Below are 24994 nucleotides of genomic sequence, written 5' to 3'. Positions count from 1 at the left end.
TTGATGGGGCAAATTTTTCGGCTGAAAGTCTGGGGCGAGTATGCGCTGTTTACTAGGGTGGAAGCGAAAGTGGAAAGGGTATCTTATCCAGTAATGACTCCGTCTGCAGCAAGGGGTATTTTAGAAGGAATTTTCTGGAAACCAGAATTCAAGTGGCGAATAAAAAGCATTCACGTGTTAAAGCCCATTCAGTATTATTCCATTTTGCGGAATGAAGTTGCTTCAATTGTACCCAGTAATATTGCCACAAGCAAGCGGGACTATTTCACAGATGATGACCGGCAGTTACGCCATTCAATCATGTTGCGTGACGTTGCCTATATTATAACGGCAGAAATGCGGCTAGTAAACCCGACGATGGAAAATCAAATAAAGTACTCATCTATGTTTTTGCGGAGAGTGAACAAAGGGCAATGCTTTCATCGCCCTTATCTCGGGACAAGGGAATGTTCGCTTCACTTTTCTCTGCCTGAAGACGATGATCAGGCAATACCCGATACAATGGATATTGGCCCAATGTTATTCGACTTAAAATATCCCGCAGATCCCGGACAAAAAAATGCGCGTGCCATTCCCTATTTCTTTGATGCCAAATTGGACCGGGGTGTATTGCATGTGCCCGAATATCTGTATAAGGAGGTGGATGGCTAGATGTATATGCACAGACTGGTGGAGTTTGCCGAACAGCATGCCAATGATTTGCCGCCGGTCGGATATGCCCGGAGAAGCTATCAATGGTTTGTTGTAATTACACATGATGACCGTTTTGAGTTTATTCAGGCTGAGCGAGGTGAACAGCGTGTTATCCCGAATCGCAGCCGTGCATCGGGTGTGTCGCCTATTTTGCTTACTGACAAGGCGGAGTATGTATTTCAACTGCCTAAAAATCCCACCAATGCAAAAAGAGCAGCGGAATGCCACCTAGCATATCTGAAATTATTGAAAGAATGCTGTGAGGCCACACGCAATGAAGTTGTTCAAAAGATCGTGCAGATATTGGAAAAGAAAAACTGGCAGCTTCCAGACGGTATGAAGTCAACTGACGTGATCTTGTTTCGGACGGAAGCAGGTGAGTTCCCCCACGAAGATAATAAAGTAAAAAAGTTTTGGGGAGATTTTCTGTTTAATAGCAGCTCGAAGAAAGAGAACAATAGTGTTTGCTTCATTTGCGGACGTTCTGCACCGGCAGTAAAACGCCATACCATTGAATTTTCTTTGGGGAAAGAGAGGACAAAGCTTATTTCGGCCAATGAAAGTGCCTATTTTTCATACGGACTGGAAAACTCGGAGATTGCACCTACTTGTTTTGAATGTGAGCAAAAATACGGGCAAGCGCTCTCGTACTTATTGAGAAAATATACAAACAAAAAGCAGCACGGTGGCCCGCATATGATGGAAATCAGCAATGTAACATACGTGTATTGGACAAGGCAAAACGATCCGGAAACGACCAGCATGTTTACGTTTCTATCCGACCCGGATCCTGATGCAGTCCGGAGCATTTTATCTTCCCCATTCAAAAGGGCCGAAAATCACGGTTCTTTAGATCGTATATGTATTTTAGCACTTTCAGCAAACAAGGCCAGAATGGTTGTCCGCGACTATGCAGAGCCGCCTGTATGGAAGGTGAAAAACCAAATCCGGCAATTTTTTGATGCACAACAAATTGTGGGAGCGCCAAAACCGGCCAGCATTTATTTATTGGCGGCGTGCATGTACCGTGATGGAAGAAAAGAGATGCAGAAGGAAGATGTCCAAGATTGGATGAATTGGGCCATTTACGGGAAAAGGCTCTCCGGGCGGATTATAGCAAAAATGGTAAAAAGAATTCAGGCAAGAGGCGGTATGGCATGGATACATGCAGCAGCAATAAAAAGCTGGCTGATTAGTCAAAAAAAGGAGGAATGGACAGTGGATTTGGATCAAGCCAGAATCACGCCGCCTTATTTGTGCGGCAGGTTGTTTGCGGTATTGGAAGCGGTACAATACGAAGCAGTAAAGGGAAACGATACGATTGCTTCAAGGTTCTATGCGGCAGCTTCATCTACTCCAAGGACAATTTTCGGGCTTTTAATGAGAAATAGCAAATGGCATTTAAGTAAAATTAGTAAAGAAAACAAAGGATATGAAGTTCGTTATCAGCAAAGGATTCAATTAATAACCGGCCAATTGAAAGAATTCCCGGCTGTCCTTGATTTGCAAGGACAGGCTGAGTTTGCACTAGGCTACTATCATGAAAGACAAGATATATACAAGAAAAAAGAAAATATGTCTGCTGATGCTGCCAATATAAGTGATTTAAATAAAACTGTTGTTGAGGGGGAGTAATACATGAACATAAGTTCAATTATTGATCCAAACAAACGCTATGATTTTGTGCTCGTTTTTGATGTGACGGATGGAAATCCAAACGGCGATCCGGATGCAGGCAATCTGCCGAGAATTGATCCGGAAACAATGCAAGGTATTGTAACGGATGTTGCAATTAAAAGGAAAATAAGGGACTATATTTATTTCACTAGAGGAAATCTGGAAGGTTTTGATATTTATGTCAAGCATCGTGGGATTCTTACAAATGAGCAGAAAAAAGCTTATGAGCAATTAGGAAAACCAGAAGATGACACTAGTCCTAAAACAGTGAAAGATGCGCGGCAATGGATGTGCGAACATTATTTTGATACACGTATGTTTGGCGCTGTCATGTCCACCAAAAAATTTAATGCAGGTCAAGTACGGGGAGCCGTCCAACTGACATTTGCACGCTCGGTGGATCCAATTTTCCCTGCGGAATCAAGCATTACTCGTGTTGCATTAACCAATGCCGATGATATTAAAAACGGCAAAGTTGCTGATGAGGAGGCACGTTCAGGCCAAATGGGTAGAAAAGCCTATGTCCCATACGGTTTATATATCGCCTATGGGTTTTATATGCCCTCATTTGGGGTCCAGACAGGAGTAAAAGAAGAGGATTTAAAAGGACTATGGGAGTCGCTTATTAACATGTGGGACATAGATCATTCGGCATCACGCGGCCGGATGGCATGCCGTGGATTATATGTGTTTTCGCATGAAAGTTATTTGGGCAATGCGCCATCTAATCAGTTATTTGAGAAGATTGAAATCCATAGAAGTGATCGAAGTAAGGTTGCAAGATCATATAAAGACTATGTCATTGTTTTTGATGAAAAAATGCCGGATGGAGTAACTCTGCATAAAATTGTGAATTTCTTTAAAGATACCAAAGTTGTCAACTGAGTTGTTGTTTTTGGATACAGGTCTTTACTTCAGTGCCACTTCTGACGCTTACCAGATGCGAAACTCCATGATTGATTTCCATGGTTTATTCCTCCTTGGTCACACTCCTCGTGAGTGTGTGGATTGAAACATAATATCGGGAGTATAGGAGTAAAAAAAATTATAGTTGAATGAATGGCATAATTCAGGAATAACGGGGTCTGCTCCTCTCTGCATAAAAGTAGTCATAGTTGAGAGACAGACCCCTAAATTTTATTCGATCTCTTGTTTAACGGAATATTGTTGAATCATTTCAGTCATTTCATAGCTTAAATTATTTAGTTTTTCAGCTGATGTGGCAATGTTAGAAATGGCCACGATTTGTTCATCGACAGCTGTGGAAATTGCTTCTACTGATGCGGCAGACTGTTCCGCTACACTTGTTGCATTATTTATGGAATCGGTAATGTTTTCGCTTTGATTCGTTAGACTTTCAAGCTCTTGACTTAGTGAATCGACAGCTTGTTTTGTTTGTAAAATGGCGGTAGAAATTTGGAAGAATTCCTTTTCGGTTGCATTGACGGAATTACTCAATTCCTGTGATTGGTTAATTGACTCTCCCATTAATAACACCGTTTTTTCTGTTTCTACTTCAATCAATGAAATCATCTCTTGAATTTGTTTTGTTGCTTGATTTGATTGTTCGGCTAATTTTCTTACTTCATTTGCAACGACGGCAAAGCCTTTACCATTATCTCCTGCTCTTGCTGCTTCAATACTTGCATTAAGGGCAAGCAAGTTTGTTTTTGATGCGATGTCTTCAATGGTATCGGTAATATGAGAAATATCTTGTATTTTGTGTGAGAGATTTGTCACGCCTTTACTTGCCTCGGCGGAAGCATGAACAGCAATTGAATTTGTTTCTTTTAACTTTTTAACGATTTTGTTCCCTCGTAATGTTGCTGTTTCCGAATTATTTGCCATCTCATTAATTGAGTTATTATGTTCATGAATCTTTGAAATCGATTGATTAAGTAAAACAACACTTTTATCAATACCGTTGAGATCGTTTGATTGCGCAGTTGCTCCGGAAGAAATTTCAGAAATGGTAGACCCAATTTCCTGGCTCGTTGCTGTTGTTTCCTCAGAGACTGCGGAGAGGTCACTAGCAGATTCAAGAAGTTGATTACTTGTATTTTGTAAACGACTAATGAGTTGTTTTAATTGATTGGCCATCTTGTTATAGGCGTATCCTAATTGACCGATTTCATCATTTGACTCAGGAAGACGGGCAATTGCCAGATTACCTTCAGAAATATTTAATGAAGCGTTAGTAATAGCTTTTAGTAGATGAAGTTTTTTCCTGCTAGCAAAGTAAAACAGAAAAATACTTAATAAAGCAATTGAAACTGTAATTAATATAATATATGTACGGACGACATAGAGGTCTTTGTAAAATTCTCTCTCTACAACAATAATCCCTATGCTCCAATCCCAAGGTTCAAAATTTTCCATATAGGAAACTTTATTTCCCTTCTTACCTGTTTTCTCATCTATTACATCTTGAAAAACAAAGTAATGTTTTTCAGGGTTATTAGATTTTGCGGCTTTTACCATTCCTTTTCGATTCGTTGTATCATCAGGAATTAAACCTACCGGATTGGTCGGATGTAATTGAGAAGAATAGTCTGGACCATAGGCAGATAAATAGCCCGAATTATTATAAGAGAAGGAGGATTTCGAGATATCGTAGCCCTTATTGTTAGGTAACTTTGGCCCTAATAATAAAACACGTGCCTTTTCTTTTGCTTCATCCAGTGTTAGCTCATTATTCTCCACCTGTGAATTTAACTCATTTAACAGGACAATTGAATTGTCGACAATTTGTTTCAACTGGTTTCTACCTTCATTGGTTAATTGTTTTTTTGCGATGAAGTATCCCGTTCCACCAACTGTCATACCTGTTAAGGCAACAATAAGTACGATAATTAACATGATTTTAAAGGATATGCTGTTCTTCACTTAATTTACACCTCAATTATTATTTTTAAACGTTAGTTTGTTAAATATATCACAAATATAGGTTGGCTAGGCGGAGTAAACTAATAACCGGAAGTCGGGTTATTGTAACTGTATATATTGAGATACGAATAACATATTTTTTCCATATAATTAATATCGACATCGACGTATATTATTGAAGTAGAAAAACAATTAAAAAACACTAATTTTTGGTATCGTATTTTTTTTTTACCGTAGAGTGCTATTGAAAATCATGGATAAGCTTTGTACTGCTTTATACTCTTAAAAGAGAACCCGGTACTTGCTGTAAATATCTTTTTCATAGAATAAAAAAACTCGGCAATCACCGAGTTTTTTTAATGAAAATCCATTGTTAACTGACAATCTTATAATATTCCCTTGCCGTTAATGAATAAACCAAAGCATAAAACATGGCAAAGACGAGAATGGTTGCGGCTGTACAGATGGCAAACAGCCCAATATTTGTTAAGTTAAACAGCGCCAATAATTTGGTGATGACTTTAAAGGCAAAAGCAATGTGAATAACAGCTGCGACAAGCGGCAGGAAGAAGACAATCAGTACTTGACTCTTGATCGATTTTTTAATTTCTTCTTTACTTAAGCCAACTTTCTGCATAATTGCAAATCGTTCTTTGTCATCGTAGCCTTCTGATATTTGTTTATAGTACATGATCAAGACGGTTGCCATGATGAACAATGTACCGAGGAATAGACCAAGGAAAAACAGGCCGCCATAAATGGAGTAAAAAGATTCTTTCGCTTCTTCGCGACCTTCTGCCTGACCGTCGATGGAAGCTTCATTCAATTTTTTAGCCAATGCCTTTGTCAAAGCAATTTCCTCATTTACGTTCCCATCTACATCAAAGCCGTAAAAATAGGATAAATCTTTCCATTCAACAGCATCCAGTTCTTCAGTAGGATACAAAGATTTAATGGTATCTTCGTCTTTTACAACGACAAAATAACTATCTGTCATCATGGCAGAAGCATCGCCAATAATTGTTAAGTCTTTCAACTGTTGCTTAATTTGAAAATTTTGTCCTGCGATTATAATTGAATGTTTAATTGGCTTACCTTTAAGCGTGTAAAGTAGTACTTCATTATCTTCCAAGGTAACGGATTGCTTCTCCAATTGGTTGAACTCATCAAGCGGGATTAGTTCAATCATGGAAATATCTGTAAATGATTTCAAGGTATCTTCGTTTGTTGTAAACGTATTTCCTTTTCTGATTGCAGGAAATGACGCCGAGCGATAAGACACCGGATCTTTTAATTTGACTTGGTATTTTTCCGCTTCCTCCTTGATCATTTTTTCCACGGATTGTGACGCTTCTTTTGAAAGATTATTGGCTGTTACATCAATTTCTTTCGGATACCGGGTCTTCAATACATCTTCCATTCCAATGTAAAGAGATACGGTTGTCGATAACATGACCAATACCATTGTGGATAAAATACAAATATTAGCCAGACCAACTGCATTTTGCTTCATTCGATAAATCATACCGGAAACACTGATGAAATGCTTTGTTTGATAATAGAACCCTTTATTTTTCCGCAATAATTTTAACAGAGCAATAGTCCCGGCTGTAAACAAGGCATATGTCCCGACAATAACGAGCAGGACGGCTAAGAAAAATTTATTGATCGCAGCTAATGGTGATTCGGTAACAAGTGCGATATAGTAGCCATAAGCAAGTGTTGCCACGCCGATTAAGACAAGAAACCATTTCGTCTTTGGCTCTCGTTCACCGACTTGTCCGCCGCGCAACAATTCAATCGGTTTGGCCAAATGAATTTGTCGTAAATTGTTCAACAGTGTAAGGACAAAGATACCAATAAAAAGAACAGCAGTCATTCCCATTGATTTTATCGAAACAAAATATGTGAACGGCACTGCAAAATGTAAAATATTATTTAAGAGTAAAAACATTAATTTACCTATGACGGCTCCACTTATTAATCCAATAAAAAGACTAATAACAGTGACAAAGAAGGTTTCCCAAACAATAATTGTGATGATGTGCTTCTTTTCCATTCCAAGAATGTTAAATAGTCCAAATTCCTTTTTTCGCCGTTTGATTAAAAAGCTGTTTGTATAAAATAGGAAAATAACTGAAAAAATCCCGATGACATAGTTACCCAGATTTAACATCATAATCAGAGATTCCCCACCGGACATTTTTTTCAGACCCGGGTTTCCGGAAATAAAATGCATCATATAAAACATGGCGATGGTACTGATGCACGTGAGAATATATGGTATATAGGTTTTTCGATTTTTGTTAATATTCGTCATGGCCAGCTTTGCGTAGAAAAATTTACTCATTTCTCGCACCGCCCGTTGCAATGATATTTAACGTATCGGAAATTTTCTGATACATCTCCTCAGTAGATAAAGATCCTTTATAGATTTGATGGAATACCACCCCATCTTTGATAAACAGGACGCGACTGGCATGGCTGGCGGCTTTTGTACTATGGGTAACCATAAGAATCGTTTGTCCTTCTTGGTTAATTTGCGAAAAAATTTGCAGCAAATCATCAGACGAGCGCGAATCCAACGCACCGGTCGGTTCATCGGCAAGCACAAGCTTTGGATTGGTAATCAGGGCTCTCGCAACTGCCGCCCGTTGTTTTTGACCGCCGGAAACTTCATAAGGATATTTTGTTAAAATGTCTTTAATTCGCAACTTTTCAGCGAGCGGCTGTAATCGACTGTTCATTTCTTGATACGCTTTTCCGGATAAAACTAGGGGTAAAAAGATATTATCTTGTAATGAAAACGTATCGAGTAAGTTAAAGTCTTGGAAAACAAAGCCGAGATTTTGCCGACGAAAAGCGGATATTTCCTTTTCATTTATCAAAACAATATTATTTCCTTCAAGTAAAACTTCTCCGCTTGTCGGCTTATCAAGTGCGGCCAAAATATTTAACAGTGTCGTTTTTCCGGAACCGGATTCGCCCATAATGGCAACATATTCGCCTTCCTCTATTGAAAAACTGACATCTGTGAGTGCCTGAACTTGATTGCCGCCGAACCGGGTTGTGTATATTTTTTTAAGATTTTTTACCTCAAGTAATGTCATGCAAATTCCTCCGTCTCTATCGAAATTAACATGTTCAGTATAGCAATGATTCCACCAGTTCAGACATAACTTTTGCTTACAGATTCGCCTTCATTCTTACATTTTTGTAAGGTGAAAAAAACGAAGACTGTCCATGAACCACCGCATAGACTTGAATAAATGTATCGCTAATCGGACGATTGATACATGCTATACCGGTTGTGGCCTTCATCGGACAGACTCATAGGGAGGACTTATTCCACCCCGATTTCCTTCATCTCTAAATCAATAATGACCTTAGTTCCTTTTCCAACTTCGGATTGGATGGATATATCATGTGACAACTTTGCTAGAATTTGTTTGCAAAGATACAAGCCGATCCCGGTCGATTGTTTAAAGGCTCGTCCGTTGTATCCGGTAAAGCCTTTCTCAAAAACTCGCGGCAAATCTTCCGCTCGTATACCAATGCCGGTATCTTCAATAATCAGCCTTTTTCCCTTCGTATAAATCGAAATCGAACCTTCCTTTGTATACTTTAATGCGTTGGAGAGAATTTGTTCAATGACGAAGAGCAGCCATTTCTCATCCGTTAACACTGTAAAATTAACGCCGGCATAGTTGAGGCTAATTTTTTTGCGAATGAATAATTTGGCATTTTTCCGGATCGCTTGCTTAATAATCCCATCCAAATCATATTTTTTTAAAACAAGATCATTGGACATATTTTCTAAACGAAGATATTGCAGAACAAATTCAACATATTGCTCAATTTTCATCAATTCCATTTCCAACTCGGAATTTTGCTCGGTTTGGTCCGATTGGAGAAGCAGCCGCATCGCCGCAATGGGTGTTTTGATTTGATGGGTCCATTGGGTAAAATAGTCAACTAAATCTTTTTGCTTATTGTCGGCTTGAATGGTTAATTCATTTTTATGTTTATATAAAATTTGAAGTAGTTCTTGATATTGACGTTCAATCGCATTTTGAGGAACAGGTAATTGGTTGATTTGCACCGTTATCGTTTTGTGTGCAATTTTTAGCATTTTGTACCGCTTGATAAATTTTAAAAAATCAACAATAAAAAAGATGAGACCGATATATAGACATAAAAGGACGGCGTAAAGAATCGGGGCAAGGGGCAGATGACTAAGCGAAAAAACAATGGTAAAGCATAAGACAAAAAGGGTGGACAATACGAGCGGTCTCCAATTTTTATGTAAATATAGCAGCAGCAGATTTTCTCTATGATTCTTCATATCAGTCCACCAAATAGCCGAGTCCTTTCTTTGTTTTTATAAAATCATGGAGCCCGATCGCTTCTAATTTTTTACGAAGCCGATTAATATTTACTGTTAATGTATTGTCATCGATGAAGCTGTCCGTTTCCCATAGCCGAGTCATCAAGACATCTCTTGAAACGGTTTTCCCTTTATTTTCAAGAAGAACATGCAAAATTTTTTGGTCGTTTTTCGTTAAATCAATTTTTTGGCCATTATAGGTTAATGTGGCGTCATTTGTGTTTACAATCGCCCCACGATGCTCTAATAAATTTGTTTGTCCGGTAAAATCATACGTACGCCGAAGCAATGCCTGTACTTTTGATGTGAGAATGGTCAGGTCGAATGGTTTGGCAATAAAATCATCCCCTCCCATACTAATCGCCATGACAATATTCATATTATCGGAAGCGGAAGAGATAAAAATAATCGGAACTTTGGACAATTTCCGAATTTCATTACATAAGGTGAACCCATTCACAAAAGGGAGGGAGATATCCAATAAAACCAACTGCGGATCATACGAAACAAAATGAGACATGACATTTTGAAAATCAGTAATATACTCAACCTCATAACCCCATGATTCAAGATGCGTTTTTACCGTTTTCGCAATCACCATATCATCTTCAACAATTAATATTTTGTACATGATACATGCTCCATTCGTTCATTATGTTGTTGTGTGCAAAAATTTTGACAATTATATTATTGAAACAAACGTTGTCTACAATCAATTTGTGTATGTATTGCTCTGTCAAAAATATGCTCACTACCTTTACTAGTTAATTTTATCTTATAATAGTCTGTCATAAGTAGGCAAATAGGAAATTACCATTCTGTTTTGTTGAGGGAGGATGCAGTTATCCGAAAAAAGTAACTGGTTTAACTAACGATTATCGGAGTGAAAAACCTTCCTTCTAACTGGATTCATATTTGTTTGATTAATGTTTAAAGTGATACTTTGTTCTTAGGATATTAACATATAAATTGGGCTGTATTGTAGTGAACTGCTTAAAATTTATGTTTGTGAAAACCGTAACAGAATTGTAAGATTCATACTACGCTTTCTCCTTTATAATAGGGGTGATATCTAAAAGAAAAGGGATGTGCCGGTATGAAATGTTCTGTCTGTAAACACGAAATGTATTATCGTTTTATCGATGATGCTTATTATTGTCCCAGTTGTGATTTATGGTTTGAGGGGAACAACGCAGAAACCGACTATCATGAGAAACAGCTTAATCCAAACGCTGAAGAAGACTATGCTTTAGTTCTTGACTTTCAAGCAAAGGACCAAAATCTTATCGCTTTTAAAGAATATATGAATAAACTGAATTCCCAACTTGAACAGGATGGCTATAACATTTTGAAATATATGGTTGAAACTGGACAAGATGGGGGGATAACCAGTTATAAACCTTACCATATGGAATTAATGATTCACTCTAATCATGCTCAAAAAGAAGCCTTTAATAACTATATGGATGAACTATTCGAACGTTTCTTAATAACAAAAGGGATTATATTAAATCATTATTCCTTAAAGGAACTAAACACTGTACCTGTATAATATAAAAAATGATTTGCAAAGCCCAGTCTTAAAATGGCTGGGTTTTTTGTTCGTTTATGTATAAATGTCCAGTAAGGAGGAGAGTTGCCCTATAGAAACGATCGATAAGCCGTGTATGAAACAAAACCATTTGAAATGTCCCATAATAAAGTACTATAATAATGATAAAGAAAACTCGGCAATTGCCGATCCTTTAGGCGACGACAGAGCCGCAAGAGCACTTATGCGTTAGGAAAGTAGAAATTGAAAAATTTTTACTTTCCTATTAGCCAAGGAAAACTTACTAGGAGTGGTCTTCTTGAAATTTGTATTTGATTTGGATGGTACGATTTGTTTTAAAGGTCAACCCGTTTCAGAAAGAATCCTGAAATCGCTAGAAAAATTGGAAACACAAGGACATCAAGTGATTTTCGCTTCTGCAAGGCCGATTCGTGATTTACTTCCCGTGCTTGATAAAAGGTTTCATACTTATCCAATGATTGGTGGAAACGGGGCAATTGTTGCAAATCATGGTGAAATTATTTCAACCGTACATTTCGACACCAAAACGCTTTTAAAAATTAAAAGATTAATAGAGTTATATGAGGTTACCTATTTAATCGATAGTTCTTGGGATTATGCCTATACAGGACCGGCAGATCATCCCATTTTACATAATCTTGATCCGCAAAAACTTGCAATTAATAGACCATTAACTGAACTAAACCCAATTGTAAAAATACTCATGCTTACTTCCAAAAATATTGGTCTATTAGAACAGGACCTTGCCAAACTGGATGTGGTCGTTAACGTCCATGGCAATGAAGGGGTGCTAGACATCAGTCCAAAAGGAATTAATAAATGGTCAGGATTACAGCAGTTAGGCGTTATCGAAGGAGAATATATTGCATTTGGTAATGATGCTAATGATGTATCCATGTTTCAACATGCAAAACATTCGGTGATGATTGGAGACCATTCCAAGCTTAAGCCGTTTGCAGAGGAACAGTTACCCATTCATGATGACATAGAAAAAGATATAACCGAGAAAGTGGAAGAATTGGCGAGATTTTTTCATTAATAGATAAGATTTCTTGTTAATTTTGATAAAAAATGTTTATCAAAGTGGTATACAAGAATGTGAACTCAATTTAAAAAGAATTATTGGAGGACGCTACCGTGTTCGGACACTTTGGATTTTCATATGTGGGTTTTATTTATCTATTGATGCTGTTCATTCCGAATATTCTCTGGACAAAGTTTAAACCTGTAAATTACCAGAATATCGTCTCGAATGAAAATAAGATATTATTGTGGCTGGAACGTGTTGGACAGGTGGCTGTTTCCTGCGTGGTTTTAATTTTCAATGACTTTAATCTGAAACCATTTTCCCATTGGAGTTTATGGCTAATTATATCTTTTATTTTGATGATAATTTATGGAGTTTTCTGGATACGGTATTTTAAAAGTAAACATACGCTAAAAGATTTTTATGGAAGCCTCTTTGGAATCCCGGTTCCAGGAGCCCTTTTACCGGTATTGGCATTTCTGCTGCTGGGGATTTATTGGAAGGTGATTTGGCTTATTATCTCTATTATTATTCTTGGAATCGGTCATATCGGAATTCAATGGCAGCATTTGAAGGAATGTGAGATAGAGAATTTATGATAATTGACATGAGCATGTAGAAAGACTTATTGGCTATCGACAATTCATTTTGGTAAGTTTTTATATTAATAACCATCAATCAGCCTGTATATGTAAACGTATGATAAACATGTATAATAATACATATGACTATTGCTATTTTTTACCTAAGTTGAGGAAATGGAAATAAACAAATGGTTAAGGAGAGGGTTCTCATGAATGACTTATTTGCTAAATATAAGGAGTCCATCACGTTGTCGTACCAATATGCATTTCGATTATTATTACATTTAAAAAATGTGATTTCAGCCTCCCAACAAATAATTCCACCCGGGAATGAATTATTGAAAGAAGTGTACAGAGATTCGATTGTAAAAAAATATGAAATTCTTGAAGATCAGCTTTGGAAACTGTTGTCTAAAATTTTTAAGGCATCCGGTTTGGAGTTGAATAGTCCGAGAGCGTGCTATCGACAAGCGTTTATTGAGGGATGGATTGAACAAATTGATATATGGGATGATATCTTAAGTTCACGAAATGCAACTGCACATGTCTATAATGAAGATGACTACGAAAAAATTATGCAGAAAATTGTCAATGAATACGTTTATCAACTCGAAGCATTGCTTCAAAAAATTAAAGAAGAAGTGATTGACAATGATGTATGGAATTAGTGAACGAGTATTTGAGCGTCTTATGACCTATTTTCAAAGTGACACTGAAATTCGAAAGGTCATTTTATTTGGCTCACGTGCTAAAAATACGGCAAAATTCAATTCTGATATTGACTTATGCATTGATTATTCAGGAACGAAAAAGGGAAAGGTGATTCGTGATATTGATGATCTTGTAGGTATTTATTCCTGTGATGTGCTTTTTTGCGATTCTTTAAATACGGAAATTAAGCAACAAATTGAACGTGACGGCAAGGTAATTTATGAAAAATAATAGCTTATATTAAAGGACTTTGTTCGCTGATAGTATCACGTTTCATCGATAAAACAAAAAGAAGGGAAAATGTTCTATGGAACCGAAATGGCTCGAATGGGCGAAAGAACTGCAATCAATTGCACAGGCAGGATTAACCTATTCAAGAGATGTATATGACTTAGAAAGATTTGAACAAATCCGAGAAATCAGTATGGAAATTATGTCACAATATACGAAAGTGGACCAGTCCGTATTGAAAAATCTCTTTGCAAATGAAACGGGTTATCCAACGCCTAAAGTGGATATACGAGCAGTAATTTTCGAGGATAATAAAATTTTGCTAGTTAAGGAAAACAGTGATGATAGTTGGTCTTTGCCCGGGGGCTGGGCAGATATTGGATTAACACCAAGTGAAGTTGCTATAAAAGAAGTGAAGGAAGAATCGGGGTTTGATGTAAAACCGGTCAAGCTGTTAGGGGTACTTGATAAAAAGTGTCATCCCCATCCCCCGTCCCCCTATCATGTTTACAAAATATTTATCCAATGTGAAATTATTGGGGGCGGACCTCAAACGGGAATTGAAACAACTGCTGTTGGCTTTTTTGCCGAGAATGAGTTACCAAAATTGTCTGAAGGTCGAAACACAAGATCCCAAATTGAGATGCTATTCCGGCAAGTTAATAATCCTCAGGAACCTGTTTATTTTGATTGATTAGAAATACTGTTAATGAGATATTTTTAACAAAGAGGCACTAAGAAATTAGGTTCTTCGTTCTTCGCTAATTAAAGATTGAATGTTTAATATTGGAAAAGTGAGATTATGAAATTAGAGAATGAATAAGGAAGATGTTCAGATGAAAATTCTTATCGTTGAAGATGATCATACAATTGCTGCCGGGCTTGAGTATACCTTGCAACAAGAACAATATGAGACAATAATATGCAGTGATTTCCAATCTGCAGAAACACTGATTGAACTGAATTTAGAACAGTTTGATTTAAGCTACAGTCATTTCATTAGTGATTAGTATTGTTCTGTTTTTATCGGTCTCGTATTTTACAAAAACGATGCAAGAATCTTTTTCAATGACTCAAGATGGTCCGGATTATGATATGAGTGTACTGTTCAATGGACATTATGGCAGTGAAGCAAAACAAGCCTTCGAAAAAATAACAGAACTGGATGGCGTTACAGAACGTATCATAATGCAAGATTTTACCTTTGTTTCGCAAATTGACGAAGCAAAAGTTCCAGATAGTGTTCGCAATTATGTCATTCATTCAGAAAATGGAAAAATAAAGTTTCAAGTAATCCTTCATGCTTTGGATCAATCGAGTTTACAAGCTTATGCTGAGCAAATTGGTGTTAATGATGATTTGTTGAATCAAGAAAATAAATTGCCGGCGATTGTTATTAATAAAAATAATTATCAGGATATCGAAAAAAAGCAGTATGTGAAAGAGAAAGCCGTAAATGTTGAAGTCGGTGATTTATTAGATTTGCAATACGAGGATTTGGATACCGGGAAGATAAAGGATGTAAATAAAGTTGAAATTGTTGCATTGACGGATAAACAACCAATGGGGTTAAGAAAAATGATATCCCCCGGAGAAATTCATGTCGTTGTTTCAGAGGATACTTTAAACAAATTACTTGCTGAACACCAAAATATTATTGATGAATCTTACTACTATCTATATTTAAACAGTAAAGATCCAATAAAAACAGAAGAACAAGTTGATGAAATGAATCTTTCCATTCAGCCAAGTATATATAATGTGTATCATTCTCGTATTCAGGATGAACAGATGAGTAGAATCATTCAGGTATTTGTATATGGTTTTGTATTACTAATCTCGGCAGTTTCCGTAGCAAATATTTTTAATACAATCTCTACCAGCATAGCATTAAGAAAACGAGAATTTGCCATGTTGAAATCGGTAGGTATGACACCAAAAGGATTTAATAAGATGTTAAATTATGAGAGCATCTTTTATGGGATGAAGGCTTTATTATATGGATTACCCATTAGTTTGGTAATTATGTATCTCATGTATAGATCGTTTAGTAACAGTTTTGCGTATCGATTTAATTTGCCCTGGGTCAGTCTTCTCGTAACGGTTTTGGGAGTATTTATCATCGTTGGAGTGACCATGCTTTATTCCAGCAGTAAGGTGAAAAAGGAAAACATTATTGATGATCTCAAACAAGAAAATATTTAAATGAATACAATGACTTAGCATTCTTGTTTTTTAATCATACGTATTTGTTTAAGTATGACGGATTTATTTTTAACATACTGATTAAAAACCCTCAAAACGCTGAATTTAAAATGCTGACTAAAAAACCCCTTCAGAAGCGGGCGAAGGGGTTTTTGCATGCTAATTTTTCTCAAAGATGACGAATAAAACACCAATGAAAATGAGGATGGATCCGATCCAAAACATGATACCTAAGCTTTCTCCAAGAATCAGCCATCCAAGTAATGCTCCTACCACGGGCTGAAAAAAGAAAAAGATTCCCCCGCTTGAGGCGTTAAGCATTTGTAATCCACGATTCCAAAAAAGAAATCCACATGCCGTTGAGATAATACCCAAATACAAGACTCCGCCCCAAATTGTCGGTTGAGTCAACTCAGAAAAAGGAATCTTGTGTAACCGTGGCAAAACAAAAGGGGTCAATACGGTTAGCGCTACCATGATGGAATAGGTCGTTACGACAATTTGAGAATAAGCACTCGGTAAAAGTTTTACCAGTACAGACATCAATGCCCATGTTAAAGCAGCAGTAACCAAGGAAAGGCCGCCAAGTTTGCTGGACAAATCCATATTTCCAATTCCAACAATGAGAAAAACTCCAATGGTCGCTAAACAAACAGAAAGTCCCTTTTTTAACGTTAACTTTTCTTTTAGGATGAAACGAGCAAATACAACCATAAATGCCGGCGTTGATGAAGTAATAATCGCTCCCATTTGTGCTGAAGATAACATTGTACCCGTTTCCTGCGTAACGATGGAAATGGCATTACCAATGATTCCAATGGCTATAATGATGAAAACATAACGTTTCTCAATACGCCAGTTTTGTCGAGTGATGAAACCAATCACGAGTAATGCGAAAATCGCCACAACATAGCGCATCCACACAAGTTCCAGTGGCGGTATAACCGATACGACAACTTTAACAACAACGTACATACCGCCCCATATACTTGATGCGAGTATTAAATATAATGAACCTAATAAAGTATTTTTCATTTATTGTACCCTCCGTTTTTTCTTTAGGTCGAATGCCCCTAACGGAGAGAACAGTCACCTTCCCCCATTAAGAGCAGAAGGGTCCTTTTGGTACGTCATTTTCAAATAATGGAGTACAATACATTCGAAATCACCCCCGGTTCATCTAAAGACAAGATTAGCACCAAAAAAGATGGCATTAATTATTTGCTAGAAACATAATGTTGTGCTCTTTGCTAAAGTTTTTTAGCAATCGAAACTATTTGGGCTAACCATTCCGATAATATACATTTTATTATAAAGGAAAATTCGAATTTTTTGTTAGCTAATAGCAGGAAAGTATAAATTTTTCAATTTCTACTTTCCCAACGCATAAGTGCACAAGGAAATCTTCGCGGGAATACATCGCAGCCGAAAAAATTTTATATTTTTCCGGTGAACTAGAGAAGCTTCGGTAGCATTACCTCGCAAGCGAAAATGTATTTTCGCTGACTACGGCTCAGCTCTCGTCTAAACCGGCTCTAATGGACAAAATATGAGGTCAAGCAGATAAAACTGTCCAATAGACGGGCTCTAATGGACAAAATAAGAAGCCAACCAGTTAAAACTGTCCAAAAAACCGGCTCTAATGGACAAAAAATAAAGTCAAGCATTCAAAATTGTCCAATAAACTGGTTCTAATGGACAAAATGCAAGGTTAACCAGCAAAAACTGTCTAATATACCGGTTCTAATGGACAAAACTTGAAGTCAACCAGCAAAAACTGTCCAATAGACGGGCTCTAATGGACAAAACTTGAAGTCAACCAGCAAAAACTGTCCAATAGACCGGCCCTAATGGACAAAACTTGAAGTCAACCAGCAAAAACTGTCCAATAGACCGGCCCTAATGGACAAAACTTGAAGTCAACAAGCAAAAACTGTCCAATAGACCGGCCCTAATGGACAAAATATAAAGTCAATCATTCAAAACTGTCCAATAAAATGCCCGTTTTGTGAGTTTTTTAGAAAAATAATCTTTTAAGTGCCAATCGTCTTTTATATTACTAATCAAAATAAAACAGGTCTTCAAATTTTTTATCCAGTGCAATACATAAGATTAGCGCTAATTTTGCTGTGGGATTAAATTGACCGGTTTCGATTGCACTAATGGTTTGCCGAGATACACCGACCATCTTAGCCAAATCTCCTTGCGATAATTTTTTTTCTGCTCTTGCAACTCTTAACCTATTCTTTAAAACCAAATGTTCATTCATTTCTTTTAAATCACCCCAATTACATAAGTGATGATGAATCCGACTGTTAAGATAGCTCCGATTATTGTATTAATTAGAAAAAACTTTTTGTCTGGTATTTTTTTATACTTGTAATAAGAAGTAATTGTTAGATTGGCTGTCAAAATTGAGAGCATATCTGTTACGGGTTGATTCGTGAACATTTTAAAGAAAAGGTAGAAAAATACTAATACAAAAATCCCCAACATTCCATGATAGACAGAATCATCATCAATTTTCTGTTCTCTTTCATCCATATCACGATTTTCTCGTCGGCTTTTTTCTAAAATTTCTTCTTTTTCCATGACAACTCCACCTTTCTTTTATGAATAAAGTATACTACATAAAATTAAAAAAATGCAAATAAAACTTGTCAAAAAGAATATAAAACTTTACATATCATCTATAAAACTTGTCATAAAACCGACATAACAGTAAATAAAACACGGTAAAAAAACTGTCGGTTCATTTTTTGGCAGGCGCTTGGACTAATGAACGTGGTCATGGCGGCTTTGCAACAGAACACCTTCTTTTTGACGACCGGTTTTTTTCGCCACTTAAGTGGGTTCCATGCAATTTTCTTCCTAAAACCAAGACTCACTCAATCGCCTGATTCCCTCGGTAATTTCTGTTTCACTTAAACCGCCGAACCCGACCAATAATAGAGGGTCTTTTGCCTGATTTTGATTCATCCAGTACTTAGCTGTCGGATATATCTTTACCCCCGAGGATTTTGCTTTTTCAATTAACGTATCCTCGGTATCCCCATTTTTCACTTCTATGAGTAAATGTAGGCCGGATTCCTCGCCAATGATCTTTACATTTTCGCCCATAAATTTGCGAATGGACTGGTGCAAGGTTTCATGCTTTTTCTGGTAAATATGCCTCATTCTTCGCAAATGTTTTTGCCAATAACCTTCTTGCATAAATAAGGCAACCGTTTTTTGCAAAATTTTCGAAACAGGTTGCTCATAGGATTGAAAATTTGTTTGAAAGCTTTTGAGAAGTTGCTCCGGTAAAACCATATATGCCAATCGAATGGAAGGTAATAATGCTTTAGAAAAAGTTCCCAAATAAATGACCTTACCAAACGAGTCAATTCCTTGCAAAGTAGGAATGGGTTTACCTTTATATCGAAACTCACTGTCATAATCATCTTCAATGATGTATCCGTCTACGCGGTCGGCCCATTGGATTAGTTTCATTCGATTCGCAATCGGCATAATCATTCCCATTGGAAATTGATGGGATGGCGTAACATAAACGATACGGGCATTGCTTTTAGCTAATTTTTTTAAATCTATTCCACCAGTATTTAGTTCTATTGGTATGATTGAAAAACCGTGCTGACGAAAAACTTCTCTTGCACCATCATATCCCGGATTTTCAACTGCAACATTTCCATAATGGTTTAATTGCTGTTGACCGGACTTCTTACCATCACATTCCGGATTCTCTAATTTGATTATGAAACAAAGTAAGCTGAGTAGTTGCTGGATGCCGCCGCCAATAATAATTTGCTCCGGTAAACAGGAAACACCCCTTGATTGGTACAAATATTTTGCTAATTCCACCCGCAGTTCAGGTTCGCCTTGTCTGTCTCCATATGAAAAAATTGCTTGATCATACAAGACTTGATTGGTTAATTTCCTCCAAATGGTAACTGGAAAATGATCTTTGTCGATGTGTCCGTGTCGAAAATCAAAGGGGTAATTTGATTCCAAAGGTTGAACTGCTTCCAAACAAGAAAATTGGGAGCCGGAATCTTGGGATGGCGTAAAAAATTGTTCATCAAATTCGGCGACGTACAACCCACTTTTCGGTTTACTAAGGATAAACCCTTCTGCAATCAGTTGTTGGTAAGCGGCGTCAACCGTATTTTTGCCAATTCCCAAATGGTCGGCCAATTTGCGGATGGACGGCAATCGTGTTCCTTGAGGGATTCTTCCTGTTTCAATTTCTTTTAATAAGTATTGGTAAAGCTGTATGTAAAGTGGTGTTTGGTCATTTGGATTCAAATTCGGGGTTATTTCAAACATTTTGATCCCTCCAAAATATCTGTCCCTATATAATTATAAAAAATTGTCCCTTTTACTAGGGTCAATTTGTGATTATGATAGATTATAACATGATAAAGGGGTGGATGAAATGAGAAAGCTTGTGGCTTTATGACATTATTTTGCCTTGATATAGATATGTCGCACAAAGGTTTTTTTATAAAATGGGGGCCAAACAATTGAAATGGAAGCAGTATGACATCAATTAGCAAGGGGAACCCCTTCTTCACAGCTTTCTTAATATCATTTGAAATCCACTAACAAGGAGGAAAATCATGGTTTCTCTTTTCTTTACATATGTATTTTTAGGGTTATCCATTGCTTTGCCCGTTGGAGCGATTACGATTGAAATGACAAAGCAGGGGTTAAAAAATGGCTTTTTGCATGGTTGGTTTGTCGGTTTGGGCGGGATGACGGTCGATTTTATATTAATTATGTTACTGTATTTTGGGCTTGCACCAATTTTATCCTTGCCTGTTGTCCAAAGCTTGATGTGGCTAATAGGAAGTCTCTTTTTATTTTTTATCGGGTGGGACAGTATAAAAAATGCTGAAAAAGACATTCACTTGGGACATGAGAAACCGGAGAAATCATTAAAGTCATCCTATTTAAACGGATTTGTTGTTGCCATCTCACCGGGAAGTGTCGTATTTTGGCTTGGAGTTTTTGGAACCGTATTGGCAAACTCTTTTAAGTCAACTGGAAATTCCGGTTTTTTGTGGTCGCAGCTGGAATTTTGGCAGGTATCTTAATGCATGATTTAATCTTAATGACGATTATCGCAAAAACACGAGTCTTCTTAAATCGGACGATCATAAAGTGGATTTCTGTTACCGCTGGGTTTCTGTTAATTGGTTTTGCCGTTTATTTTGCTGTTGAATTTTTTAAAAGTGTCTTTGAGATAGGATAGAAAGTTCTATGATCATAAATTGATGGAAAGAACCGCTAGCGTTAACGCCAAAAATGGCGAAAATGCTAGCGGTTCTAAGCGACTAAAGGGAAAGGGACATCTTTTGAATCATGGGAAACAGGTACGTACCTTCAAGCAATATCACTTATAATTTGATTCGCATATTTCTTGTTACCAGCCTAATAATTCCAAGTACAATGAAAATTAGTGAAACTGTACCAATGATTGCATAGAAGGACAGGGTTAAATCCGGAATTGGCAGCCAAGCGGGTACAGGGTTTCCCCAAATACCGGAATTTATTAAGAAAATCGCAAGGGCAAGGACAATAAACATCATACCTTTTATGCCACCAAATCGATAAAACCCTGCCCCAATCATCCAACCGATTACATAATAAAAGAATAGATTTACCGTAAATACTAGAATTGATAAACCACTTATTTCTACCACAGATGGTGCATAAATCACTGCCAAAATCATTTGAGCAATGAATGGATCTTCTTCTGCAGCGCTGGCTTCCGTTAGTCCTTTTAAGTCAATCGGCAAGTTTGTCCAATCAATCATTCCCTTTGTAAGAAAATGAATGATTAATGCAACGAGTGGAATAATAATGGCTAATCCTAATGTACCTATCGTTGCACCGAAAAAATAGTCCCTTCTCGTAATCCCATTTTGAACGTAATAGGGAAGACAACTGATTGACGTGATAATCCCGATAACTAACATATAAATATTACCGAAAATGTAACTTCTCGCATAAAAATCATCTACCGCTCTTACCGATTCCCCATTATGTATTAATGGATAAAGAATATGAGCGATATAAACGACAAACATGATTTTAAGAAACCATACTGTCCATTTTCCTTGCAGTGTAAATAAATCGATAGCAAGTTTCGTTCGAATTGATTTTTTCTTCATTTATTTCCCCTCCTCCGTTAGATAAATAAATAAATCTTGTAAATTTACCGGTCCGATATCCAAACCAATGGAACGAGCTTTTTCCTTTTCCTCTTCCGTTAAATTTCCGTATATCATAACAGATTTTGTCCGCCCTAAAGTTTGTTCACTTAATTTCTTCTTTCCTTGGACAAATTGATCTACTTTAGAAAAATCCCCCGTAATGGCAGCTCCCCTTGATATTAAAGTTTCAAAATCATCATGAAAAACAAGCTCACCACGATGAATAATGAGGACTTCTTCAAATAAATAATCCATTTCCGACACAAGATGAGTAGATAAAATAAACGTTCTCGGATACCTTGCTTGGTCTTCTAATAATTCTTTGTAAAAAAATGTCCTTGTTGGCGCATCCATTCCTAAATAAGCTTCGTCAAATATCGTAATTGGCGCCCGACTGGAAAGCCCTATTGTCACATTTAAGGCCGCTTTCTTTCCTTTTGATAATTTATTAACCGGTTTTTTTAACGGTAGTTCAAAACGGTCCAATAAATATTTTGCATATTCTTCATCAAAATTTGGTCGATAACGTTTTAATGTATCAAACATTTCTTTTACTGGACTGCTCTCATCTTTAAAGTCACGATCATAAATAAAGGCAACCTCTTGCATAATCCGTGCATTTTCAAACGGAACCTCGCCATCAATTTTAATTGTCCCGGCTGTCGGTTGGTTAAAAGAGGCAAGCAGTGATAAAAGCGAGGTTTTTCCCGCTCCATTCCGTCCTATTAACCCATATATTTTCCCTTGTTCTAATGAAAATGAGATATTTTTTATGACTTGCTGGTTTTTGTATGAAAGGCATAGGTTATTAACCTCTATAAATTTGTTCACTTCATTCCCCTTCCCTTCACTCTTTTTATTAAATCAATTAACTCATCTTCGGTAATTCCTAAAATATTAGCTTCTTCAACTAATTTAATTAAATGGTCTTCGATAAATTTTTCCTTCCGTTGTTGAATCAATTTTTCTTTCGCTCCTTCAGCAACAAACATCCCTACACCCCTCTTTTTAAAAAGGATTCCTTCATCCACTAACTGGTTAACACCTTTTGCTACCGTAACATGATTGACTTTATAAAAATTCACAAGCTGATTTGTAGAAGGTGCTTGATCTCCTTCTTTCAGCAAGCCGGTTACGATTTGATCTTCAATTTTTTCCCGTATTTGTAAATAAATCGGCTTATTGTTATCTAAGTTATTCACCCATTTCACCACCTTAAATTGCCGGGATTTTTCAATGCCATGATTAGTTTACTGCTAATATAGTTATATACCTATGTATATAAGTATATATGGAAAATAATTTTCTGTCAATAAATTTAATAAAAAATGGTTTGTACCTAAAAGCTCTTTTTCAAAATGTTATAACAAACTTTTTAAACATGTTGTGAAACTTTGTTATTGGTCATTCGTATTTTTCATATAAGGTAGGAGTTTTGTTTGGTTCCATCAATGATAAGGTTCTATACTAGAATGCTGAAAAGGATTGGGCGTTAATTTTCAAAAGGTTGAAGTTGTGTAAAAATAAATGAAAGGGTGGAATATGATGATAAGTATTTTTGGGACTTTTGCATTTGTGATTAAGTATATCGTAATACCGGTCGTCATTGCTTTTATGTTAATTTGGATTCGCGAAATTAAAATCAACAGTGAGATTCAGGTCAAGCAAAACGAAGAAATAATTGAGCTGCTGAAAAAACTGAATAAGTAGGAACCATGGATCTTGCACTGGCATTATTAGCGAAGTATTTTTCTGACATTGCATCATGGAATATCCCTGCCGGCGGATTTTATATTTGGCTTGAATTGCGGGACGGTATATCCACAAGAAAACTATTTGATTTAGCCCTTCAGGAAGGCATTTTAATTAATCCCGGAAGTATCTATGACAAAAATGATCAAGTGCATCTTCGGTTGTCTTATTCCTATGCCTCATTGGCAGATCTTGAAAAGGGAATGATCCGATTATCGGAACTGATAAAAGGTCTTATTGGCTAAATTTTTATTAAAAAGAAAGCAGATGCTCTAACATTTTGATAAGGTCTATTTTAAATGGTATGATTATGGTTGTAAAAATATAAGGGGGGCCCGGAGTGTATAACCTAATTTTGAGAAAGTTCATGGCGACAGATTTTCATGATTATTTTAGGCTTGTGTCAAATGAAGCAGTGATGGCGATGATTACGGAACGATCGATTCCATTGGAAGAAGCATATGTTAATTTTGCAAAGGTATTACGGAGAAATGAGAAATTTGACCAATTTGGTACTTTTAAAGTTTACCATTCAAGTAACAATGTAAATGAATTCATCGGGCTGGGAAGTTTAATTTTAAATGAAGAAAAAACCTCTGAAGCGGAACTCGGCTATATGCTGCTTCCGGAACATTGGGGGAAAGGCTACGGATCTGAGATTGCCAAAATATTAATCGAAAAAGCGAAAAATAACTTCATAGAAAGGTTAACCGCCATAATCGATCCGAAAAATATTCCTTCTAGAAAAATATTAATTAACAGCGGCTTCCAATCAGAAAAGTTATGTGAAATTGATGGCCTACCAGGGGAGATTTTGTATATGGGTTTATAATTAACTCTATAAAAACTACAAAAAAAACCGTCAAATGACGATTACTTCATCCGATTTAATTCTGCTTCCTGTTTAAGGGATCTCATTCCTAATAAATGAATGAGTTGCTCATGTTCATCTTGTTTCGCTGCAATTTCCTTTGTCCGTTCATTCGTTTCAAGAACGGCTAATTTAATTTGTTGCTGCTCCTGTTTCATTTCTGTTATATCTTGTTTCAT

General features: G+C 36.7%; 26 protein-coding genes and 1 pseudogene. 15 read left to right on the top strand and 12 right to left on the bottom strand.

Annotated elements, in window-relative coordinates:
• The first annotated feature begins 3 nt into the window (after nucleotides 1–3).
• Genes cas5c through cas7c form a run of 3 tightly spaced genes read left to right on the top strand, consistent with a single transcriptional unit; the run spans nucleotide 4 to nucleotide 3255 of the window.
• Nucleotides 4–651, top strand: a complete 648-nt coding sequence (cas5c, locus tag BT1A1_RS14015; protein ID WP_034772393.1) for a type I-C CRISPR-associated protein Cas5c — start codon at nucleotides 4–6, stop codon at nucleotides 649–651.
• Nucleotides 652–2328 (top strand): type I-C CRISPR-associated protein Cas8c/Csd1, encoded by a 1677-nt coding sequence (gene cas8c, locus BT1A1_RS14010; protein ID WP_034772367.1) that lies wholly within the window; start codon nucleotides 652–654, stop codon nucleotides 2326–2328. It begins immediately after the preceding gene.
• A gap of 3 nt (nucleotides 2329–2331) precedes the next feature.
• Complete coding sequence (cas7c, locus tag BT1A1_RS14005) at nucleotides 2332–3255, top strand: type I-C CRISPR-associated protein Cas7/Csd2 (RefSeq protein WP_034772365.1); 924 nt, start codon at nucleotides 2332–2334, stop codon at nucleotides 3253–3255.
• A gap of 252 nt (nucleotides 3256–3507) precedes the next feature.
• Here cas7c and BT1A1_RS14000 read toward each other — a convergent pair whose 3' ends face one another.
• The 5 genes from BT1A1_RS14000 to BT1A1_RS13980 all read right to left on the bottom strand — a co-directional run bounded on the left by BT1A1_RS14000 (nucleotide 3508) and on the right by BT1A1_RS13980 (nucleotide 10274).
• Nucleotides 3508–5256 (bottom strand): methyl-accepting chemotaxis protein, encoded by a 1749-nt coding sequence (locus tag BT1A1_RS14000; protein ID WP_034772363.1) that lies wholly within the window; start codon nucleotides 5254–5256, stop codon nucleotides 3508–3510.
• 373 nt (nucleotides 5257–5629) lie between these two features.
• The gene (locus BT1A1_RS13995) at nucleotides 5630–7606 is read right to left on the bottom strand and encodes an FtsX-like permease family protein (protein ID WP_034772361.1); all 1977 of its coding nucleotides are present in this window, start codon (nucleotides 7604–7606) and stop codon (nucleotides 5630–5632) included.
• The gene (locus BT1A1_RS13990; protein ID WP_034772358.1) at nucleotides 7599–8366 is read right to left on the bottom strand and encodes an ABC transporter ATP-binding protein; all 768 of its coding nucleotides are present in this window, start codon (nucleotides 8364–8366) and stop codon (nucleotides 7599–7601) included. The genes BT1A1_RS13995 and BT1A1_RS13990 overlap by 8 nt, the downstream gene beginning before the upstream one ends.
• 233 nt (nucleotides 8367–8599) lie before the next feature.
• Nucleotides 8600–9601, bottom strand: coding sequence for a sensor histidine kinase (locus BT1A1_RS13985; protein ID WP_034772355.1), 1002 nt, complete (start codon nucleotides 9599–9601; stop codon nucleotides 8600–8602).
• 1 nt (nucleotide 9602) lies between these two features.
• A complete protein-coding gene (locus BT1A1_RS13980) occupies nucleotides 9603–10274 on the bottom strand; it encodes a response regulator transcription factor (RefSeq protein ID WP_034772353.1) in 672 nt (223 codons plus the stop codon).
• A 465-nt stretch (nucleotides 10275–10739) separates the two neighbouring features.
• On the opposite strand from BT1A1_RS13980, the gene BT1A1_RS13975 reads away from it, so the two are divergent.
• From BT1A1_RS13975 to BT1A1_RS13945, 8 genes are all read left to right on the top strand, one after another.
• Nucleotides 10740–11195, top strand: coding sequence for a hypothetical protein (locus BT1A1_RS13975; protein WP_034772351.1), 456 nt, complete (start codon nucleotides 10740–10742; stop codon nucleotides 11193–11195).
• Between the two features lie 298 nt (nucleotides 11196–11493).
• Entirely contained in the window at nucleotides 11494–12255 is a 762-nt protein-coding gene (locus tag BT1A1_RS13970) for an HAD-IIB family hydrolase (RefSeq protein ID WP_034772350.1), read from the top strand.
• Between the two features lie 98 nt (nucleotides 12256–12353).
• A complete protein-coding gene (locus tag BT1A1_RS13965) occupies nucleotides 12354–12842 on the top strand; it encodes a hypothetical protein (RefSeq protein WP_034772348.1) in 489 nt (162 codons plus the stop codon).
• Between the two features lie 194 nt (nucleotides 12843–13036).
• A complete protein-coding gene (locus BT1A1_RS13960; protein ID WP_034772345.1) occupies nucleotides 13037–13495 on the top strand; it encodes an HI0074 family nucleotidyltransferase substrate-binding subunit in 459 nt (152 codons plus the stop codon).
• Complete coding sequence (locus BT1A1_RS13955; protein WP_034772392.1) at nucleotides 13482–13769, top strand: nucleotidyltransferase domain-containing protein; 288 nt, start codon at nucleotides 13482–13484, stop codon at nucleotides 13767–13769. The genes BT1A1_RS13960 and BT1A1_RS13955 overlap by 14 nt, the downstream gene beginning before the upstream one ends.
• Nucleotides 13770–13845: 76 nt before the next feature.
• The gene (locus tag BT1A1_RS13950; RefSeq protein ID WP_034772343.1) at nucleotides 13846–14463 is read left to right on the top strand and encodes an NUDIX hydrolase; all 618 of its coding nucleotides are present in this window, start codon (nucleotides 13846–13848) and stop codon (nucleotides 14461–14463) included.
• Nucleotides 14464–14605: 142 nt separating this feature from the next.
• Nucleotides 14606–14779, top strand: coding sequence for a response regulator (locus BT1A1_RS18775; RefSeq protein WP_141227971.1), 174 nt, complete (start codon nucleotides 14606–14608; stop codon nucleotides 14777–14779).
• A 58-nt stretch (nucleotides 14780–14837) separates the two neighbouring features.
• Nucleotides 14838–15974: an ABC transporter permease gene (locus BT1A1_RS13945; RefSeq protein ID WP_051989151.1), complete on the top strand. Its 1137-nt coding sequence runs from the start codon at nucleotides 14838–14840 to the stop codon at nucleotides 15972–15974.
• Between the two features lie 159 nt (nucleotides 15975–16133).
• Here the strand turns inward: BT1A1_RS13945 and BT1A1_RS13940 are convergent, their stop codons facing one another.
• The 4 genes from BT1A1_RS13940 to BT1A1_RS13925 all read right to left on the bottom strand — a co-directional run bounded on the left by BT1A1_RS13940 (nucleotide 16134) and on the right by BT1A1_RS13925 (nucleotide 20300).
• The gene (locus BT1A1_RS13940) at nucleotides 16134–17009 is read right to left on the bottom strand and encodes a DMT family transporter (protein ID WP_034772342.1); all 876 of its coding nucleotides are present in this window, start codon (nucleotides 17007–17009) and stop codon (nucleotides 16134–16136) included.
• A gap of 1024 nt (nucleotides 17010–18033) precedes the next feature.
• A complete protein-coding gene (locus BT1A1_RS13935; RefSeq protein WP_034772340.1) occupies nucleotides 18034–18243 on the bottom strand; it encodes a helix-turn-helix transcriptional regulator in 210 nt (69 codons plus the stop codon).
• A 5-nt stretch (nucleotides 18244–18248) separates the two neighbouring features.
• Complete coding sequence (locus tag BT1A1_RS13930) at nucleotides 18249–18566, bottom strand: DUF6442 family protein (protein ID WP_034772338.1); 318 nt, start codon at nucleotides 18564–18566, stop codon at nucleotides 18249–18251.
• Nucleotides 18567–18845: 279 nt separating this feature from the next.
• Nucleotides 18846–20300 (bottom strand): MocR-like pyridoxine biosynthesis transcription factor PdxR, encoded by a 1455-nt coding sequence (locus BT1A1_RS13925; protein WP_034772337.1) that lies wholly within the window; start codon nucleotides 20298–20300, stop codon nucleotides 18846–18848.
• A gap of 293 nt (nucleotides 20301–20593) precedes the next feature.
• Between BT1A1_RS13925 and BT1A1_RS13915 the strand changes: the two are divergent.
• Nucleotides 20594–21228: pseudogene (locus BT1A1_RS13915) on the top strand (LysE family translocator).
• 145 nt (nucleotides 21229–21373) lie between these two features.
• Here BT1A1_RS13915 and BT1A1_RS13910 read toward each other — a convergent pair.
• The 3 genes from BT1A1_RS13910 to BT1A1_RS13900 are packed head-to-tail and all read right to left on the bottom strand — an operon-like array spanning nucleotide 21374 to nucleotide 23394.
• Nucleotides 21374–22150, bottom strand: coding sequence for a hypothetical protein (locus BT1A1_RS13910; protein WP_034772333.1), 777 nt, complete (start codon nucleotides 22148–22150; stop codon nucleotides 21374–21376).
• Nucleotides 22151–23023 carry an ATP-binding cassette domain-containing protein gene (locus BT1A1_RS13905; protein WP_034772331.1) on the bottom strand — a complete coding sequence of 291 codons (873 nt, stop codon included), beginning with the start codon at nucleotides 23021–23023 and terminating at the stop codon, nucleotides 22151–22153.
• Complete coding sequence (locus BT1A1_RS13900) at nucleotides 23020–23394, bottom strand: GntR family transcriptional regulator (protein ID WP_034772329.1); 375 nt, start codon at nucleotides 23392–23394, stop codon at nucleotides 23020–23022. The genes BT1A1_RS13905 and BT1A1_RS13900 overlap by 4 nt, the downstream gene beginning before the upstream one ends.
• Before the next feature lie 343 nt (nucleotides 23395–23737).
• On the opposite strand from BT1A1_RS13900, the gene BT1A1_RS19110 reads away from it, so the two are divergent.
• The 3 genes from BT1A1_RS19110 to BT1A1_RS13890 all read left to right on the top strand — a co-directional run bounded on the left by BT1A1_RS19110 (nucleotide 23738) and on the right by BT1A1_RS13890 (nucleotide 24776).
• A complete protein-coding gene (locus BT1A1_RS19110; protein WP_162835741.1) occupies nucleotides 23738–23902 on the top strand; it encodes a hypothetical protein in 165 nt (54 codons plus the stop codon).
• 5 nt (nucleotides 23903–23907) lie between these two features.
• The gene (locus tag BT1A1_RS13895; RefSeq protein ID WP_156103247.1) at nucleotides 23908–24189 is read left to right on the top strand and encodes a hypothetical protein; all 282 of its coding nucleotides are present in this window, start codon (nucleotides 23908–23910) and stop codon (nucleotides 24187–24189) included.
• Between the two features lie 95 nt (nucleotides 24190–24284).
• Nucleotides 24285–24776 (top strand): GNAT family N-acetyltransferase, encoded by a 492-nt coding sequence (locus BT1A1_RS13890; RefSeq protein ID WP_034772327.1) that lies wholly within the window; start codon nucleotides 24285–24287, stop codon nucleotides 24774–24776.
• Nucleotides 24777–24994: the final 218 nt, after the last annotated feature.

The organism is Caldibacillus thermoamylovorans, from assembly GCF_000751775.1.
Classification (GTDB): domain Bacteria; phylum Bacillota; class Bacilli; order Bacillales; family Caldibacillaceae; genus Caldifermentibacillus; species Caldifermentibacillus hisashii.
The sequence above is the reverse complement of the archived record's forward strand: the minus strand, read 5'-3'. Positions and strand labels throughout refer to the sequence as shown.

Coding starts and splice junctions, on each gene's coding strand:
- cas5c (WP_034772393.1), top strand. CDS start 4: ATGGGGCAAATTTTTCGGCTGAAAGTCTGGGGCGAGTATGCGCTGTTT.
- cas8c (WP_034772367.1), top strand. CDS start 652: ATGTATATGCACAGACTGGTGGAGTTTGCCGAACAGCATGCCAATGAT.
- cas7c (WP_034772365.1), top strand. CDS start 2,332: ATGAACATAAGTTCAATTATTGATCCAAACAAACGCTATGATTTTGTG.
- BT1A1_RS13995 (WP_034772361.1), bottom strand. CDS start 7,606: ATGAGTAAATTTTTCTACGCAAAGCTGGCCATGACGAATATTAACAAA.
- BT1A1_RS13990 (WP_034772358.1), bottom strand. CDS start 8,366: ATGACATTACTTGAGGTAAAAAATCTTAAAAAAATATACACAACCCGG.
- BT1A1_RS13985 (WP_034772355.1), bottom strand. CDS start 9,601: ATGAAGAATCATAGAGAAAATCTGCTGCTGCTATATTTACATAAAAAT.
- BT1A1_RS13980 (WP_034772353.1), bottom strand. CDS start 10,274: ATGTACAAAATATTAATTGTTGAAGATGATATGGTGATTGCGAAAACG.
- BT1A1_RS13975 (WP_034772351.1), top strand. CDS start 10,740: ATGAAATGTTCTGTCTGTAAACACGAAATGTATTATCGTTTTATCGAT.
- BT1A1_RS13960 (WP_034772345.1), top strand. CDS start 13,037: ATGAATGACTTATTTGCTAAATATAAGGAGTCCATCACGTTGTCGTAC.
- BT1A1_RS13955 (WP_034772392.1), top strand. CDS start 13,482: ATGTATGGAATTAGTGAACGAGTATTTGAGCGTCTTATGACCTATTTT.
- BT1A1_RS13950 (WP_034772343.1), top strand. CDS start 13,846: ATGGAACCGAAATGGCTCGAATGGGCGAAAGAACTGCAATCAATTGCA.
- BT1A1_RS18775 (WP_141227971.1), top strand. CDS start 14,606: ATGAAAATTCTTATCGTTGAAGATGATCATACAATTGCTGCCGGGCTT.
- BT1A1_RS13945 (WP_051989151.1), top strand. CDS start 14,838: ATGACTCAAGATGGTCCGGATTATGATATGAGTGTACTGTTCAATGGA.
- BT1A1_RS13940 (WP_034772342.1), bottom strand. CDS start 17,009: ATGAAAAATACTTTATTAGGTTCATTATATTTAATACTCGCATCAAGT.
- BT1A1_RS13935 (WP_034772340.1), bottom strand. CDS start 18,243: ATGAATGAACATTTGGTTTTAAAGAATAGGTTAAGAGTTGCAAGAGCA.
- BT1A1_RS13930 (WP_034772338.1), bottom strand. CDS start 18,566: ATGGAAAAAGAAGAAATTTTAGAAAAAAGCCGACGAGAAAATCGTGAT.
- BT1A1_RS13925 (WP_034772337.1), bottom strand. CDS start 20,300: ATGTTTGAAATAACCCCGAATTTGAATCCAAATGACCAAACACCACTT.
- BT1A1_RS13910 (WP_034772333.1), bottom strand. CDS start 22,150: ATGAAGAAAAAATCAATTCGAACGAAACTTGCTATCGATTTATTTACA.
- BT1A1_RS19110 (WP_162835741.1), top strand. CDS start 23,738: ATGATAAGTATTTTTGGGACTTTTGCATTTGTGATTAAGTATATCGTA.
- BT1A1_RS13895 (WP_156103247.1), top strand. CDS start 23,908: ATGGATCTTGCACTGGCATTATTAGCGAAGTATTTTTCTGACATTGCA.